At 64.0% G+C, this 15,814-nt stretch carries 15 protein-coding genes; 3 read left to right on the plus strand and 12 right to left on the minus strand.

Going from position 1 to position 15,814, the window contains the following annotated elements:
- Window positions 1–2: 2 nt before the first annotated feature.
- The 4 genes from flgE to flgB all read right to left on the minus strand — a co-directional run bounded on the left by flgE (window position 3) and on the right by flgB (window position 3,010).
- Complete coding sequence (gene flgE / locus U0O11_RS08875) at window positions 3–1,262, minus strand: flagellar hook protein FlgE (protein ID WP_324689438.1); 1,260 nt, start codon at window positions 1,260–1,262, stop codon at window positions 3–5.
- A 132-nt stretch (window positions 1,263–1,394) separates the two neighbouring features.
- Window positions 1,395–2,084 (minus strand): flagellar hook assembly protein FlgD, encoded by a 690-nt coding sequence (locus U0O11_RS08880; RefSeq protein ID WP_324689440.1) that lies wholly within the window; start codon window positions 2,082–2,084, stop codon window positions 1,395–1,397.
- Between the two features lie 54 nt (window positions 2,085–2,138).
- Window positions 2,139–2,615 carry a flagellar basal body rod protein FlgC gene (gene flgC / locus U0O11_RS08885; RefSeq protein WP_324689443.1) on the minus strand — a complete coding sequence of 159 codons (477 nt, stop codon included), beginning with the start codon at window positions 2,613–2,615 and terminating at the stop codon, window positions 2,139–2,141.
- Window positions 2,615–3,010 carry a flagellar basal body rod protein FlgB gene (gene flgB / locus U0O11_RS08890; RefSeq protein WP_318833290.1) on the minus strand — a complete coding sequence of 132 codons (396 nt, stop codon included), beginning with the start codon at window positions 3,008–3,010 and terminating at the stop codon, window positions 2,615–2,617. Before flgB ends, flgC begins: the two co-directional genes overlap by 1 nt.
- A 377-nt stretch (window positions 3,011–3,387) precedes the next feature.
- Between flgB and flgA the strand changes: the two genes are divergently transcribed.
- The 3 genes from flgA to U0O11_RS08905 all read left to right on the plus strand — a co-directional run bounded on the left by flgA (window position 3,388) and on the right by U0O11_RS08905 (window position 5,288).
- The gene (flgA, locus tag U0O11_RS08895) at window positions 3,388–4,224 is read left to right on the plus strand and encodes a flagellar basal body P-ring formation chaperone FlgA (protein WP_324689446.1); all 837 of its coding nucleotides are present in this window, start codon (window positions 3,388–3,390) and stop codon (window positions 4,222–4,224) included.
- 315 nt (window positions 4,225–4,539) lie between these two features.
- Window positions 4,540–4,818 (plus strand): flagellar biosynthesis anti-sigma factor FlgM, encoded by a 279-nt coding sequence (gene flgM, locus U0O11_RS08900; protein WP_324689448.1) that lies wholly within the window; start codon window positions 4,540–4,542, stop codon window positions 4,816–4,818.
- Window positions 4,815–5,288 carry a flagella synthesis protein FlgN gene (locus tag U0O11_RS08905; RefSeq protein WP_324689450.1) on the plus strand — a complete coding sequence of 158 codons (474 nt, stop codon included), beginning with the start codon at window positions 4,815–4,817 and terminating at the stop codon, window positions 5,286–5,288. Before flgM ends, U0O11_RS08905 begins: the two co-directional genes overlap by 4 nt.
- Before the next feature lie 229 nt (window positions 5,289–5,517).
- Here U0O11_RS08905 and U0O11_RS08910 read toward each other — a convergent pair whose 3' ends face one another.
- The 8 genes from U0O11_RS08910 to U0O11_RS08945 form a co-directional block, all read right to left on the minus strand.
- The gene (locus U0O11_RS08910; RefSeq protein WP_324689452.1) at window positions 5,518–5,958 is read right to left on the minus strand and encodes a flagellar protein FlhE; all 441 of its coding nucleotides are present in this window, start codon (window positions 5,956–5,958) and stop codon (window positions 5,518–5,520) included.
- A 227-nt stretch (window positions 5,959–6,185) separates the two neighbouring features.
- Complete coding sequence (flhA, locus tag U0O11_RS08915) at window positions 6,186–8,282, minus strand: flagellar biosynthesis protein FlhA (protein ID WP_324689454.1); 2,097 nt, start codon at window positions 8,280–8,282, stop codon at window positions 6,186–6,188.
- 172 nt (window positions 8,283–8,454) lie between these two features.
- Window positions 8,455–9,795, minus strand: a complete 1,341-nt coding sequence (flhB, locus tag U0O11_RS08920) for a flagellar biosynthesis protein FlhB (RefSeq protein ID WP_324689456.1) — start codon at window positions 9,793–9,795, stop codon at window positions 8,455–8,457.
- 233 nt (window positions 9,796–10,028) lie between these two features.
- Window positions 10,029–10,787, minus strand: a complete 759-nt coding sequence (cheZ, locus tag U0O11_RS08925) for a protein phosphatase CheZ (RefSeq protein ID WP_324692505.1) — start codon at window positions 10,785–10,787, stop codon at window positions 10,029–10,031.
- A gap of 122 nt (window positions 10,788–10,909) precedes the next feature.
- On the minus strand, window positions 10,910–11,299 hold the full coding sequence (gene cheY, locus U0O11_RS08930) for a chemotaxis response regulator CheY (RefSeq protein WP_131432094.1): 390 nt from the start codon (window positions 11,297–11,299) through the stop codon (window positions 10,910–10,912).
- Window positions 11,300–11,463: 164 nt separating this feature from the next.
- A complete protein-coding gene (locus U0O11_RS08935; RefSeq protein ID WP_324689457.1) occupies window positions 11,464–12,672 on the minus strand; it encodes a protein-glutamate methylesterase/protein-glutamine glutaminase in 1,209 nt (402 codons plus the stop codon).
- 176 nt (window positions 12,673–12,848) lie between these two features.
- The gene (locus U0O11_RS08940) at window positions 12,849–13,694 is read right to left on the minus strand and encodes a CheR family methyltransferase (RefSeq protein WP_324689459.1); all 846 of its coding nucleotides are present in this window, start codon (window positions 13,692–13,694) and stop codon (window positions 12,849–12,851) included.
- 71 nt (window positions 13,695–13,765) lie between these two features.
- Window positions 13,766–15,562, minus strand: a complete 1,797-nt coding sequence (locus tag U0O11_RS08945) for a methyl-accepting chemotaxis protein (protein WP_324689461.1) — start codon at window positions 15,560–15,562, stop codon at window positions 13,766–13,768.
- Between the last annotated feature and the right edge of the window lie 252 nt (window positions 15,563–15,814).

The following is a 15,814-nucleotide window of genomic DNA, read 5'->3' on the forward strand; positions in this document are numbered from 1 at the left end:
GATCAACGCAGGTTGATCACGGTCTGCTGGACTTCGTCCTGCACCGAGATGGTCTGGGCATTCGACTGGTAATTGCGCTGGGCGATGATCAGATCGACCAGCTCGGTGGTCAGGTCGACGTTGGAGGCTTCCACCGCACCCGAGACCACATCACCGAATACCCCCTCGCCCGGCACGCCGACCAGCGGCTCACCGGATTCCGCAGTCGCCAGCCAGCTGTTGTCGCCATTGGGCTTGAGGCCCTGATCATTGGCGAAGTTGGCCAGCGCGATGGTGCCCAGCGTCTGGGTCAGTTCATTGGAGTAGCTGCCGATCACCCGCCCGTCACCGTCGATGGAGATGCCCACCAGGCTGCCCGAGGTGTAGCCGTTCTGGGATAGCGAGGTGACCTCGTAGTCGTTGGCGTACTGGGTGCTGCCCGTCAGATCGATGCTGAAGTTCATGTCTTCGGCACCGTTCGTGAGGGTGTAGGTCATGGCTGTCTGGGTGTAGTCGCTGTTCAGCTGGCCATTGGTGCCGAAGCTGATCTGCTCCACCTGGACATCGAAATCCACCGTCGGGGTGATGCCGGCATTCACATCCGACTGGTATTCGGCCGACTTGCCGGCGAAGTCCATGACATGCTGAACATCCCAGGTATTGCTGCCGGTCTTGGTATAGAACGACGTCACGACATGCTCGCTGCCCAGGCTGTCATACACGGTCATCGACGACGCGTAGTCATAGCTGGTCGGATCCATCGGATCGAAGGTCGTGGTGGTCGGCTCGGCTTCGGAATCCAGATTGATGGATATCTGCGCGCCATAGATGCTGTTGGCAAGATTGTCCTGGGTCGCACTGGCCGCCAGGGGCGCGGTCGGTACCTGCAGCACGACGGGCTCGCCAGTGACCCTTTCGCCGGCATAACCCGTCAGCTGGGCACCCTGCGTATTGACGATATAGCTATCGGCATCGACATTGAGCTGGCCATTGCGCGAATAGACCACCTGACCGGTGCTGTCGGCAAAGCGCAGGAAGCCTTCGCCGGAAATCGCGATATCGAGATCACGCCCGGTGGTTTCCAGCGAACCGGTCGAGAAGTCCTGGGAGATGGAGGCAACCTGGACCCCGATACCCGCCGCCTGGGAACTGGCATAAAGATCCGCGAACTGGGTCTCGGAGGACTTGAAGCCTACCGTTTCCGAGTTGGCGATGTTGTTGCCGATCACATCCAGATTGGTTGCCGCCGCACTCAAGCCGCTCAATGCCTGTGAAAACGCCATGGTCTGTCCCTTTGATCGCGATGAAGATGGAAGCCCGAGACCTGTCAGCGAGCTCGGGGGCGGCCAAACGGCCTGAAACTGGTGGCCCGTCCGGCGGGCTCGCTGGCGCTATCCCGGCGCCATGGGCTCAGCTCAAAGCACCTGACGCACGGCGTCCAGACTGACGACACCCAACACCGGACCCAGGTCCAGCTGGGCACCGCTGTCGGTCTGATTGACGCCACTGACCACGCCATAACTCAGCGTCTGCAGGTCGTCATAGCTCTCGCCTGCCCGCTCGGCCGTCACGGCCAGCTGGTAGGAGCCATCGGCGGCTTCAGTGCCATCATCCAGCAAACCGTCCCAGACGAAGCCATGAATACCCGCCTCCAATGCGCCCAACTCGAAGGTCTTGACCACACTGCCATCCGCGCCCAGCACCTCGACGGTGGCATTGTCGACATCGTCGGCCAACTCAAGGCCGAAGGGTGTCGAGGTCGCGTTGCCCACCAGCACCGCATTGCCGCCGACCAGCACGCCCTGCTCGAGCAGACTGGCCGCCTGCAGCGCTTCACTGCTGGAAATCTGCGCCGTGATGCCCTCAAGGGTGGTGTTGAGTTCTTCGATACCACTGACGGTGCTGATCTGGGCCAGCTGCGCGGTCAGGTCGGAATTGGACACCGGGTCCATCGGGTCCTGGTTCTGCATCTGCGCCACCAGCAGGGTCATGAACTGATCATTGAGCTCCTCGGTACTGCTCACCGACTGCGTGCTGTCGGTGACGCCGGAGGTCGTGGTGGTCTGGTTGATGCTGTTGAGCACACTGGTGTCTAGCGTCGCCATGCGGTTACCCGAAATCAGAAGAAGCGGTCAGAAGGCCAAAGCCCTGAGCGAGGGTCATTCCCCCAGCGTCAATGTCTTGCGCAGCAGGGACTTGGAGGTATTGAAGACCTCGACATTGGCCTCGTAGGACTTGGAGGCCGCGATCATGTCGACCATCTCGGCGACCGGATCGACATTGGAGAAGGTCACATAACCCTGCTCGTCGGCGAGGGGATGATCGGGGCGATACTCCTGGCGCGCCGGGGCATCGCTCAGCTCCACCGAGCTGACCCTGACACCCCCGAGGCCTGCACTGCGTGACGCCATCTGTGTCGCCAGACCGCCACCGGCCAGGTTGGCCGTCGCCAGCGAGGCATTGGCCTGACGCGCGAGGGGCGCGTATTCGAACACCACCTGACGCGCCTGATAGGGCTTGCCATCTGAGCCCGCCACGCTGTCGGCGTTGGCCATGTTGCTGGCCACGGCATTGATGCGCTGCGACTGGGCCGCCATCGCGGAACCCGCGACGTTGAAGATGCTGAACGCTGCCATCAACTGTTCTCCGATTGCATGGCCAGACGCAGACCCTGGATCTTGCCGGTCAGAAGCTCAAGGCTGGCCTCGTAATGCAGACTGTTGTCCGCGAAATTGACCCGCTCTACATCCATGTCGACGGTATTGCCGTCCAGACTCGGCTGTGTGGGCACGCGATAGAGCAGGTCCGCGCCCAGCGAGAGACCCGCCCCGCTGGCAGCCTGGTGGCCGGCCTGGGTCGTATTCAGCGCAAGCGGCCCCGGCGCGGCATTGCCCGCCGTCGCCTTGGCCAGGGTGGCGGAGAAGTCGATATCTCGCGCCAGATAGCCCGGCGTGTCGGCATTGGCGATATTGGTGGCCAGCACCTGCTGACGCTCGGCGCGAAGGCCCAGCGCCTGCTGGTGAAAGCTCATGAGGGAATCAAGTCGATCAAACATGGAAGTGCCCCGCTGTCGGCACCTCGCCCTGATGTGAGCGAGGGAACATCCATCGATCAGCTCACGCGTAGGGGAGCATGACGGAAAGCAGGACTGAGAATAGTCAGCCAGCGCCAGGATGAAGGTAAGAACAAGCCACTTTATCGCGGCTATTTCTGGCCATGCCGGTATCAGGGGCGGATTACAATCTCTCGCGGCACTGATCCAGCGCCCTGAACCTTGTGCCCTGTACCAGGGGCGCTTGACCCCGCCCTCCGCCCCGGACGCCACTCGCGATGAGAGACAGCATGCCGAAAATCAGCGTAGCGAAAGGCCTGACGGCGGCAATAGGGCTGTCTGATTCAAGAAGAGTGGTGACGGCAAAAGGACTGTGGCGCACCATCGCCAGCACCGGGCTGTTGGTCCTGCTGCCCGCGGGGGCCGCTGTGCATGCCAACACCTCAGACGCGATCGGCTCTGCCATTCAGCCGTCTGCCGCCCAGGCATCAGCATCAGCCTCAACAACAGCGCCTTCAGTCAAAGACGCGCAGACACGCGCCGTCGAAGCTTTGCGCTGGCAATTGAGCGACTTCTTCACCGCCGAGGACAGCGGCCCCGTCAGAGTGCGCATGCCCGGCGAGCCGCCACTGGGCGCGCCCAGCGAGGCCTCCGTACAACTCGAGCTGCGTCGCCTGCCCGCCCGCCTGAAAGAATGCTCGGCACCCCAACTGAGCCTCAATGCCGCGCGCAGTGACCGCCATACACCGGGTCTCAAACGCCTGCAGCTGCTGTGCGCCAACGGCAAGCAACATATCGTCAGCGTTCGCATGGAACGCTACGCCTGGCGCCAGAGCACGCCACAACCGCTTGCGAGTGGCACCCCGCTGGCACCCGCGAGATTGGCGCCGGTACTGACGCCACTGGGCAAGTTGCGTGGCAATGGTTTCGAGAGCGCCGCGGCACTGTCAGGCTTCGAGGTACGCCGCCGCCTGCGCGCCGGAGAGGTCATCACCCGCAACAGCGTGCGCGCCATCCCGCTGGTAAACTTCGGCGATACCGTGACCTATCAGGTCAGCGGCACAGGCTTCAGCATGCAGCGCAGTGCGCGGGCGCTGGAGGCTGGGGGGCTCGATGAGCGCATCCGCATCGAACTCGCTCCGGGCGACTGGGTGCGCGCCCGCGTCATCGGGCCGCGGCGGGTAGCGCCATGATGACTTCAGTTGAGATGAGATGAGCCGAGCTGATCCGCGCCGAGCCAACCCGAGTCATCCTGTTGATTGTGCACGCCCAGCCACGACGCGCTGACGCACCGGAAAGACACGCTGACGCTCGAAGGCCGAAATGCTTGATACTGACAAGCCGCCACCCGCACCAGATCCCTCATTCCTGAGGGACCATATTGCCTGTGTGGGGTAAAGCTTGTGCCGGCATGGCCGATAGTCGATTCAAGCGCGCAGATGACGCACGCAACCCATCCATGACAGGCTCGTCGTCGAGCCCGGCCCGACGGCCAGAGAGGACAGTCAATGAAGATCGAACATGGCGGCCCGATACCGCGCAGCGACACTCAAGCCCCGCGCGAACTGCGTGCCGAGACGTCCAAGGACACCACCGCCACCACGGCGGCGACCTCCACGGCCGACTCCACCCAGGTCGAGCTTTCCAGCAGCGCGATCGATGCAGGCCAGGACATCGACCAGGCGCGCGTCGACAGCCTCAAGCAGGCCATCGCCGATGGCAGCATCAAGATCGATGTCGACCGCATCGCACAAGGGCTGATCGATGCCTTCGAAGGTGACGCATGACACTCGATGACGCCTCGACGGCCTTGCTGGGCGAGATCTTTTCCGGCCTCGAGCAGGAGCTGAATGACTTCATCGCCCTGCTCGAGGAAGAACAGCGCCTGCTGGGCCAACGCCTGCCGAGCGCGGCAGACCTTGAGGCCTCGCGCGAAGCCAAGCTGGCCAACGCCGCCCGCTTGGAAGCGCTGGAGAACCGCCGGCGCGGCTGGCTGAGCAACGCAGGGCTCACCAATGACCCACTGGAACTGCATACGGTGCTCGCCAGCCAGCCGCTACTAGCTACCCAGTGGTGGCATCTGGTGACACTGACGCGCCGCGCCCAGGCACGCAATCGCCTGAATGGTGAGCTGATCGGTCAGCGTATGGCACTGCACAGCAAGATTCTCGACAGCCTGCATCAACGTTCCCCCGGCCATTACGGCGCCGATGGACGCCCGGCAGCGGCGGCCTCACGCCTGAACGTCTCGGCCTGAATGTCCTGCCCAGACGGTCCTGGCCTGAGCGTCCTGACTTGAATAGCTAAGGCGTGAGGCTCGCGGGCTGCACACCCCGACTGTCTTTCCTTTTACTGACCCAGAAACACGCGAGGCCCGGCATTCTACCGAGCCTCCAGACACTGCTGCTGCACACCACTCGCCAGCCAATCAGCCAGCGATCGTCAGCCATTCAAAGCCAGCCCCCTTTCGCTGACAACGCTGCCTGTCACGCGCCTTCCAGACTCTCGACGTCGATCACCAGCTGGATGTCATCCAGATGTGCCGCCGGCTTGAGTACGCCACGCCCATTGCGATAGACCTTCAGCGAGAATGGCGCCGTCGCCAGCTCCCGGGTGGGCAGGGTCAACTTGCCACGCCTCGCCTCGAGCATGGCGCAGCGCTCTTCCTGGCAGAGCATGATCTGCCATTCCCCCGGCGCACGCGTGAGCGAATAGCGCCAATGAATCGCGGTGACGCGTGTCCTGTCAGGCGCCATCAGCCCTGAATCACGCACGGCATCTGCCACTGCCAGAGGGCGCATATACCAATGCCCCCGCTGAGCGATGGTCAGCGACTCGACGGACATCATCACCGCCGCACTGGCTGCCTGTGCCGGCGTGGACAGCGTCGCGGCCCACAGCGCTGTTGCCGTCATCCAGGCCGCCATCGGTGCCGTCCTGCTTCCAGGCTTCGCACTCAGCTTCGCTCTCGACACCACTCCCGCCCTGACCGTACTGCACCCTGTCACCACTCGCCTTCTTCTCTGCACCGCTGACTCCTTCAGATCCGTCTTGCTGCAGACGCTCGACACACCCCTTGCCGGCGCCTTCCCTGTCGCACTTCTCTGCCTTTGCGGCATGTTGTTGTCTTGCTCGGTGGTGAGTCGCGCTGGCGTCACGCCGCACGACCCCCGATCATCTGGGTGACCCGCAGCTCGCGGTCATCTGGAATCTCAGCCTGGGACAGCACCGCCAGACTCTTGAAGCGTCGACGCAGGAAGCGCCCCACCAAGGGTCGCAGCGCGTGCCCGACCACCAGTACGCTGGGCTCGCCATTGGCGTCCTGCGCGGCGACAGCATTCTCGGCATGCTGCATCAAGGTATCGGCAAGGCCGGGCTCCAGCGCATTGCCACTGCTCAAGGCCTGCATCAGCACCTGCTCGAGCTGCGCCTCCAGACCGATCACGCGCAAGACGCGTTCGGCGCCGAACCAGTACTGGGTAATGGCACGCCCGAGCGCGACGCGCACCATGGCGGTCAGGTCGTTGGGGTCCTTGCTGTGCGGGGCATGCTCCGCAAGTGCCTCGAGGATGGTGCGCATGTCGCGAATCGAGACCTCCTCATCCAGCAGGTTGTGCAGGATACGCTGCAGGGTGCCCTGACTGATCAAGGCCGGCACCACCTCCTCCACCAGGCCGCCATCCTGCGGGCCCAGCTTCTCGAGCAGCTTGCTGACCTCACTGCGCCCGAGCAGCTGATCGGCATGGCGGGTCATCAGATGATTGAGGTGGGTCGTGATCACGGTCGGGGTATCGACCACCGTGTAGCCATAGACCTGGGCCTGCTCGCGGGTTTCCGGCTCGATCCAGGTGGCGGCCAGGCCGAAGGCCGGCTCGGTGGTGGCCACGCCCGGCAGCTTGCCGGACACCTTGCCCGGATTGATCGCCAGCCAGCGGCCCGGATAGGCCTCGCCCCGCCCGACCTCGGCACCCTTCAGGCTGATCACATACTGATTGGGCCCAAACTCGAGGTTGTCGCGGATATGTACCACCGGCGGCAGGAACCCGATCTCCTGGGCGTACTTGCGACGCACTCCCTTGATGCGCGCCAGCAACTCACCGCCCTGGCGCATGTCGACCATCGCGATCAGGCGATGACCGACCTCCATCGCCAGCGGCTCCACCAGTCGCACATCATCCCAGCTGGCCTCGCTGACCTCCTGTACGGCCGCCGCAGGCGCGGGCGTCGCCTCTTCCTTCGCCTCGCTGCTGACCTCCTTCTCGCGCTGGGAGGCCCACCATCCCAGCCCCGCCAGCAGCAAGGTGAAGAGAATGAAGACCATGTTGGGCATGCCCGGTACCAGACCCAGCAGCCCCATCACGCCAGCCGCCAACCACAGTACCTGCGAGCTCTTGAACAGCTGACCGATCATCTGCTGACCGACGTCTTCATTGGTGTTGACCCGCGACACCATCACGCCCGCAGCGGTCGAGATGACCAGCGACGGAATCTGGGCCACCAGACCATCGCCGATGGTCAGCAGCGTATAGGTGCGCGCCGCATCGGACATGCTCAGGTCGTGCTGCCCGACCCCGATGATCAGCCCGCCGATGATATTGACCACCATGATCACCAGCCCCGCCACCGCATCGCCACGCACGAACTTGCTGGCACCGTCCATCGAGCCGAAGAAATCGGATTCCTGCGACACTTCCCGGCGGCGCTCGCGCGCCTGGTCTTCGCCGATCAGGCCGGCGTTGAGGTCGGCATCGATCGCCATCTGCTTGCCGGGCATGGCGTCCAGCGTGAAGCGTGCGCCGACCTCGGCGATACGCCCGGCGCCCTTGGTGATGACCATGAAGTTGATGATGACCAGAATCGAGAACACCACCAGGCCGACGGCGAAGTTGCCGCCGACCAGAAACTGACCGAAGGCCTCGATGACCTTGCCGGCCGAGTCACCGCCGTTGTGACCTTCCAGCAGCACCACCCGCGTCGAGGCGACATTGAGCGACAGGCGCAGCAAGGTCGAGAACAGCAGCACCGCGGGGAAGGCCGAGAAATCCAGCGGCTTCTGCGCGAACATGCTGACCATCAGGATCATGATCGACAGCGCGATATTGAAGGTGAACAGCAGATCGAGGATGAAGGGCGCCAGCGGCAACACCATCATCGACAGGATCATCATGATCAGCAGCGGCCCGGCCAACACCTTCAGCTGGCTGGAGGTGTTGAGCCCCACGCGGTCAAACAGTGTCAGCAAGGTATTCATGCAAGCGGCTCATCGATCGTGAAGGGCGTTGCGCGTGCTGCGCAGCGGCCCGGACTTGGGGAGCGGAAATGGCGGTCAGTCATGGGGTTCGGGCAGCAGCATCGGGCAGCAGCACGGTTATCAAGTTCGGGCCTCAACTTCGATCAGCCACGTCGGTCATCAACTGCGGTCATCAACTTCCGGCACGAGGATCCGTCGTTGCGTCACCGTCCGGCCCGGGCTTGGCGCTGGGCTGGAACACCGCCCCGGCATCGGCGTCATCAGAATCATGATCAGAAGACATCGCGCCTGCGGCTGATGCCTCAGCTTCGGCTGCCGGCTCCCCGTCATCTCGCTCGGTGCCTGGCGAACCAGCCTCCTCAACCGTCCCTTGCGCCTCCTCCGGCACCTGATACTCATCGGGAACGGACAGATCTGCCGGCAGGCTCGGGCGCAGGCCACCCTGCTGGCGCGCCCGCTTGAGCCGCATCGCCCAGGCCAGCACCTCGGCGATCACCTGGTAGAGCGCAATGGGAATTTCCTGCTCGAGATCGACATGGGTGTGCAGGGCGCGCGCCAGGGGCGGCGCACTCAGCATCGGCACCCCGTTCGCCTCGCCCACTTCGCGAATGCGCAGCGCCACCTCATCACGCCCCTTGGCCACCACCCGCGGTGCGCGCATGTCGCCCTCGTGATAGACCAGCGCCACCGAGTAGTGCGTCGGGTTGTTGACGATGACATCGGCAGTGGGCACGGCGCTCATCATGCGCGCACGCGCCATGGCCTGCTGCTGCTGACGGATGCGCGCCTTGATCTGCGGGTCGCCATCCGTCTCCTTGTGCTCACGTTTGATCTCCTCGAGGCTCATGCGCAGCTTCTTGGCGTGACTCCACAGCTGGTACGGCACATCCATCAGCGTCGGCACGATCAGCATCAATATCGCCAGCGCCGTACAGCGCGCCACGATCGCCAGCGCATCCGCCATGGCGTTGCCCAGCGGCATCATCATCAACGCCATCAATTCCTGGCGCTGGGCATGCAGATACATCACCACCACGCCACCGACCAGTATCGACTTGGCGATGGTCTTGAGCAGCTCGGCCAGCGCCTGGGAGGACACCATCCGGCCCAGCCCCTTGACGGGATTGAGCTTGCCCAGCGACGGCGCCAGCAACTTGGTGGAGAACATCCAGCCGCCCAGCAACACCGGGCCGACCAGCGCCAGCACCATCAGCAGGGCGAACAACGGCAACAGTGCCAGCAAGGCCTCCTGGCCCAGCATCAAGGCGTTGGCAAGCATCACGCGACTGTCGAGTGCCTGAGCGCGATCAAAACCGAACGAGGCGCCCAGCACCCGCTCCAGGGTGTCGCCAAGCGGCCCGGCCAACAGCCACAGGCCTGCCGCTCCTCCGCCCAGCAACAGAAAGGTCGCCAGCTCCCGCGAGCGGGGCACCTGCCCTTCCTCGCGGGCCTTCTGTATTCGGTGGGGCGTGGCGTCTTCCGTCTTGTCGTCGCTGCTCTGCTCGTCAGCCACCGGCTACTCCGCTTGCCTGGGATCGCATCTACCTGAACTGCCCGGAGCATGACGCTCGCTCACACTGGCGCGCACGGCGAACGCATCATGCCGAGAATGGGCCTCATTGTGCCAAGCACGGCAGGGATCAAAGCGCGGAATAGCGCCCAAAAACGCCCTTGCCCGCCTCACGGGACGTGGACGGGCAAGGTATGAAGAACAAGGACCAGCAGGAGCCACTGCCGGGAAGGCGGCTAGAAACCGAGGCTATCCAGCAAGTCATCGACCTCATCCTGACTGGCGACCACCCCCGGTGCATCGGCTCGCACCTGGGGGCCATTGAGCAAGGCGCCAGACTGGGCGTCCCCGGCGCCGGGGGTTGCCTGCTCGTCCAGCGCCGAGGCTGAAAGCGCTGCTTCCGAAAGCCCCGCAGCGGCCGCCGGGGTGGCGGCCTGCCCGGAAGACGCCAGCGCCGAACGTGCATGGCCCTCCGGGACATTGTCGAGCAGCAACTGCAACAGCTGCATCTCGATCTGCTGGATGACATCCATCATGCGCTTGATCACCTGACCGGTTAGGTCCTGGAAATCCTGCGCCATCATGATCTCGAGCAATTCGCTGTTGGTGGCGCTGGTCTGATCAGGCACCACGGCCAGATAGGCACGCGTGTCGATCACCAGCTCACGCGCCTGATCCAGGGCCACCGGCTCGGCAAACCAGGCGTCCCAGCGCCCGCTGAGCGACTTCGCCTCACTGGCCAGGGCATCCTGCAGCGGCTGGGCCCGCTCACAGGCATTGAGGGCACGATCTGCCGCCTGCTCCGTCTTGCTGGCCACGTAATTGAGGCGATCACGAGCATCGGGGATCGCCTCGGCAGCACGTTCGATCTCTCGATCCAGCCCCAGCTCACGCATGTTGTCGCGCAGCATGCGTGTCAGCTGGCCGATACGCCGAATCAGGTCTTCGCTGCTATCCCCCGTCCTGGCGAGGTTGGCTGCCCCATCGCGCGCCATCACACCAGGATCAGCGCCCGAGGATGACTGGGGTTCAGATGATGATTCCAGATGACTCATGCACCCTCCTTGATGTGACCAACGACGCGATCAGCGTGGCCCGGCCAACGTGGCGCGATGGCTCAGAGGCCGTGTTTCTCGAAGACCTTGCCCAGCTTCTCTTCCAGCACCGCCGCCGTGAAGGGCTTGACCACATAGCCACTGGCACCGGCCTGGGCGGCGGCAATGATGTTTTCCTTCTTGGCCTCAGCAGTGACCATCAGCACGGGCAACGTGGCCGTGGCGGGATTGGCACGCACGCGCCTGAGCATCTCGAGCCCATCGAGGTTGGGCATGTTCCAGTCGGAGATCACCAGCTCGAAGCTGCCTTGATTCAGGAACTCCAAAGCCTGTTGCCCATCTTCGGCTTCCTCCACATTGGTGAAGCCGAGCTCCTTGAGCAGGTTGCGCACGATCCGACGCATGGTGGGAAAGTCGTCGACGACGAGGATTCGCAGGTTCTTGTCGGCCATCAGCGGTCGGGCTCTCTTCCAGAATCACATGAGGGAACGGCTGAAAATTCCAGCCTTGTGAGGGGGTTATCGGCCACAAGCCGGCAGACTTTACCCTCTGCGCCCATCTTCTTCCCGGCGACTCACACCCACTTAATCTCCACGCCCAGGCAGATCGAAGCGGTCTAGACGCGTTGCGAACGCCCGGCCAGCTGTACCAGGTGAAGCAGTTGCCCACTGATGCGACTCAACGGCAAGACGCTTTGTGCGGCCCCGAGCTCGACGGCTTCCCGCGGCATGCCGTAGACCACGCAGCTTTGCTCGTCCTGGGCGATGGTGTGGGCGCCGGCTTCGCACATCTGCAACAACCCGCGCGCGCCGTCGCGACCCATGCCGGTGAGGATCACGCCCACGGCGTTGCGACCGGCCACCCGCGCCACGGAATCGAACAGCACATCCACCGATGGGCGGTGACGATTGACCGGCGGACGCTGATCGAGGGTGACCACATAGTTGGCCCCGCTGCGCGACAGCGTCAGGTGGGCGTCGCCAGGCGCGATATAGGCATGCCCCGGCAGGATGCGCTCACCGTGCACGGCTTCCTTGACGGCGATACGGCACAGTCCATTGAGTCGCTCGGCGAACGAGCGCGTGAAGCCCGGCGGCATGTGCTGAGTCACCAGAATGGCCGGCGCATCCGCCGGCAACGACTGCAACACCGCGCGTATCGCCTCGGTCCCGCCGGTCGAGGCCCCCACCGCGATCAGCTTCTCGCTCGACAGCAATGGCCGGCGGCCGGCAGCAGCGATCGCAGGCGGACTGACCGTATCCTGACTAAGCGCACCCTGACTGACCGAAGCGGCGACTGACCTGTCTGCCAGACTGGATGGATATGGATTGGACTGAAACAGGCTGGACTGATCCGGATTGGACAGGGCCGAGCCGGCCTGTGCACTGCCAGCAGACGGCCACGTCACGGCGCGACCCGCAGGCCGCACTCGCGCCCGCGCGGCGGCGCGAATCTTGTCGGCAATCGTCTCGGCATACTCGAGCATGCCGCCACGTATGCCCAGACGCGGCTTGGAGACGAAATCCACCGCGCCCAGCTCCAGCGCGCGCAGCGTGATTTCCCCGCCGCGCTCGGTCAGCGAAGACACCATCACCACCGGCATCGGCCGCAGGCGCATCAGGCGCTCGAGGAAGTCCAGTCCATCCATGCGTGGCATTTCCACATCCAGCGTCAGCACATCCGGCTCGTGACGCTTGATCAGGTCTCGCGCGACCAGCGGGTCCGGCGCGGTGGCCACGACCTGCATGTCAGGCTGGGCATTGATGATCTCGGCCATCAACTCACGAATCAGCGCGGAGTCATCGACACACAGCACACGGATCATGCGCCCGGCCCCGGCCTGGGATGTGCCTGCGCCAGCAGCTGCACTTGAGTTCGAATCTGACCTTGAACCAGCATTGGAGCTTGAGACCGAGCATGACGATGAAGCGGGGGTAGGCATCCAGACACTCCTGGAGAGTGGGTAAGGGAAAGGAAATCATCACTAGCCATCACGACGCATCACGCGCCCTCCGTCCGGCGGCGAGACAGGGTATAGACCGTCTGGCCGCGCAGCGTGAAGGCATCATTGAGCCATGAGAAATTCTCGGAATGACCGGCAAACAACAGTCCATCGGGCTTGAGCATCAGCGCGAAGCGGTCCAGCAGACGTGACTGGGCCTGCTTGTCGAAGTAGATCATCACGTTGCGACAGAAGATCACGTCAAAGCCGCTACCGAGGTCCCAGTGGCTATCCAGCAGATTCAGGTGGCGAAAGCGCACCAGCTGCTTGATCTCCGGGCGCACCCTCACCTGCCCCTGGCGACTGCCGCTGCCACGCAGCATGAAGCGCTTGCAGCGTTGCTCACCCAGTTTGGCGATGCGCTCGAAGGGGTAGATGCCGAGTTCGGCTTCCCGCAGCGCGTCCGTGTCGATATCGGTGGCGATCAGCTCGACCTGATTCGCCGCAGCCCCCAACACCTCGCGCAGCACCATCGCGATGGAATAGGGCTCCTCCCCGGTCGAGGCGGCCGCACACCAGATACGCAACGGTGCCCGCTGCCCCGACGTCTGGCGCTGCAGGCGCTCGCGCAGGAAGTTCTCGAGCATGACGAAGTGATGGGGCTCGCGAAAGAACGCGGTCAGATTGGTGGTCAGCGCATTGATGAAGGCAGGCCACTCGTCGTGATCACTGCGACTCAGGCTGGCCTCCAGCATGGTCAGATAGTCATGGAAACGCGTCAGACCATGGACTCTGAGCCGGCGCGACAGACGACTGTAGACCATCTCACGCTTGTGACGCGCCAGCACGATACCGGCGCGCTGATAGATGAGGCGCGCGATGCGCTCGAAGTCGTCATCGGTCATCACCAGGTCCCGCCCGAGGGCGTGGGAAGCCGGTGACGGGGCGGACCAGACGGGTGGCGGCGTGAGATCTGTCACCGTCGCGGGCCCTGTGAGCCGCCAGACACCTGCGCTCGAGTCGCGGCCTGAGCGTGCACTGAAGAAGATTGCTCGACTGAGGCGTCCCCCGGCAGACGTGCGGGAATCTGCTCCGGGCCTTCGCCGCCAAAGCGGAAGACGTTGACCGCATGCGACAGCCCCGCGACCGAACGCTCGAGATCCTGCGCCAGATGGGCGCTGCTCATCACACGCTGGGCGTTCTGCTGAGTGGCCTGGTCCATCTCGTTGATGGCGGTATTGATCTGCTCGATGCCGCCGCTCTGCTCACGCGAGGCCGAGGAGATCTCGGCGATCAGGTCATTGACCCGCGAGATGCCGGTCACGATCGCCTCCATGGTGCCGCGCGCTGCCTCGACCTGATCACCGCCGTCGCTGATCTCCCGCTGGGTGGTGTCGATCAGAGTCTTGATCTCGCGCGCCGCCTCGGCACTGCGAGAGGCCAGATTGCGCACCTCACCGGCCACCACGGCAAAGCCGCGACCATGTTCACCGGCGCGTGCGGCCTCCACCGAGGCATTGAGGGCCAGCAGGTTGGTCTGGAAGGCGATCGAATCGATCACCTTGATGATGTCGGCCATCTTTTCAGAGGTGGCGGTAATCCCCTGCATGCGCACCACCACCGCCTGCATCGCCTCGCCACCTTCATTGGAGGAGCGCGCGGCCTGATCAGCCAGTTGCGAGACCTGGATGGCATTGTCGGCATTCTGGCGCACGGTGCCGGTCATCTGCTCCATGCTGGCCGCCGTCTCTTCCAGCGATGCTGCCTGCTGTTCGACCCGCGCCGAGAATTCCTGATTGCCGTGTGCCATGTCGCCAGCGGCAGGCCTGACCACATTGATGCCCGCATTGACCTCGCTGACGATGCCGACCAGCGACTTGCGCATGCTGTCCAGCGCTCGTACCAGACGTGCCATCTCATCATTGCCCGCCAGCGTCATCGACTGGGAAAGATTGCCCGCGGCGATCTGGCGCGCGAAATCCAGGGTGCTGCGCAGCGGACGAACCAGACTGCGGTAGGTACGCAGCGCCAACCACATCGACACCACGCCCACACCAGCGAAGGCGGTCCACAGCCCCCACTCCAGACGCGCTTGGCTCGCCTCAAGCGCTTGTTGGCGCTGCTCAAGCGTCGCCAGCTGCGCCGCGGGTAGCTCGGCAGACAGCTGGGTCAGCACCGCGCGGGCATGCGCCTGGCTATCGGCCAACACCTGCAGCAGCTCGCTGCCCATCAAGGCTCCGGCCACCAGCGGCAGTGCGGCCAGCAGCGCGATACGCGGCGCCATGCGCCACTGGGTGAGGCGCTTGAAGGCCCCCGTGAGGCCAGCACGCACGATGCGACCCTTGCTCAAGCGAAAGTCGCGCTTGCCCTGCTTGAGGCCCGCGTAGACCTGCTCGGCCTGGGCGATCTGCTCACGACTGGCCTTGACGCGCACCGAGGCAAATCCCATCACCTCGCCCTGCTCGATCAGCGGCGTCACACAGGCGTCGACCCAGTAATAGTCGCCGTTCTCGCGTCGATTCTTGACCAGTCCCTGCCAGCTTTCGCCTTGCTTGAGCGTCGACCACAGATTCTCGAAGGCGGCCTCTGGCATGTCGGGGTGACGCACCAGATTGTGCGGCGCACCGATCAAGGCATCACGCGTGAAGCCACTGACCTCGATGAAGACAGAGTTGGCGTAGGTGATGCGTCCCTTGAGATCGGTACGCGAGATCAGGTAGTCATGCTCACCAATGGGGTATTCCCTTGCCGTCACCGGCTGATTGTTTCGCATTGCCCTTGCTTAGCCTCGTACTCGTCACAGCGTGATCGTCATTGACCCGGCGAGACCACTGACCGGCAGCATGACCGTCATTGCCCGGTACAGCCGCCCACGACCTTGTGGTGCACACCTTATCGGCCGCTGTCGGCCGTTCTTGAACGCAGAACGCCGCTGACCAGCAGGCCAGCGGCGCTCGAGACGAAACAGGTGGAAAGCTCGCGAGATCAGGCGAGCACACGCCGCAGGCAACATGCCGCGCATTGC

Origin of the sequence: Cobetia sp. D5, from assembly GCF_035666195.1 — a bacterium.
Lineage (GTDB): Bacteria > Pseudomonadota > Gammaproteobacteria > Pseudomonadales > Halomonadaceae > Cobetia > Cobetia amphilecti.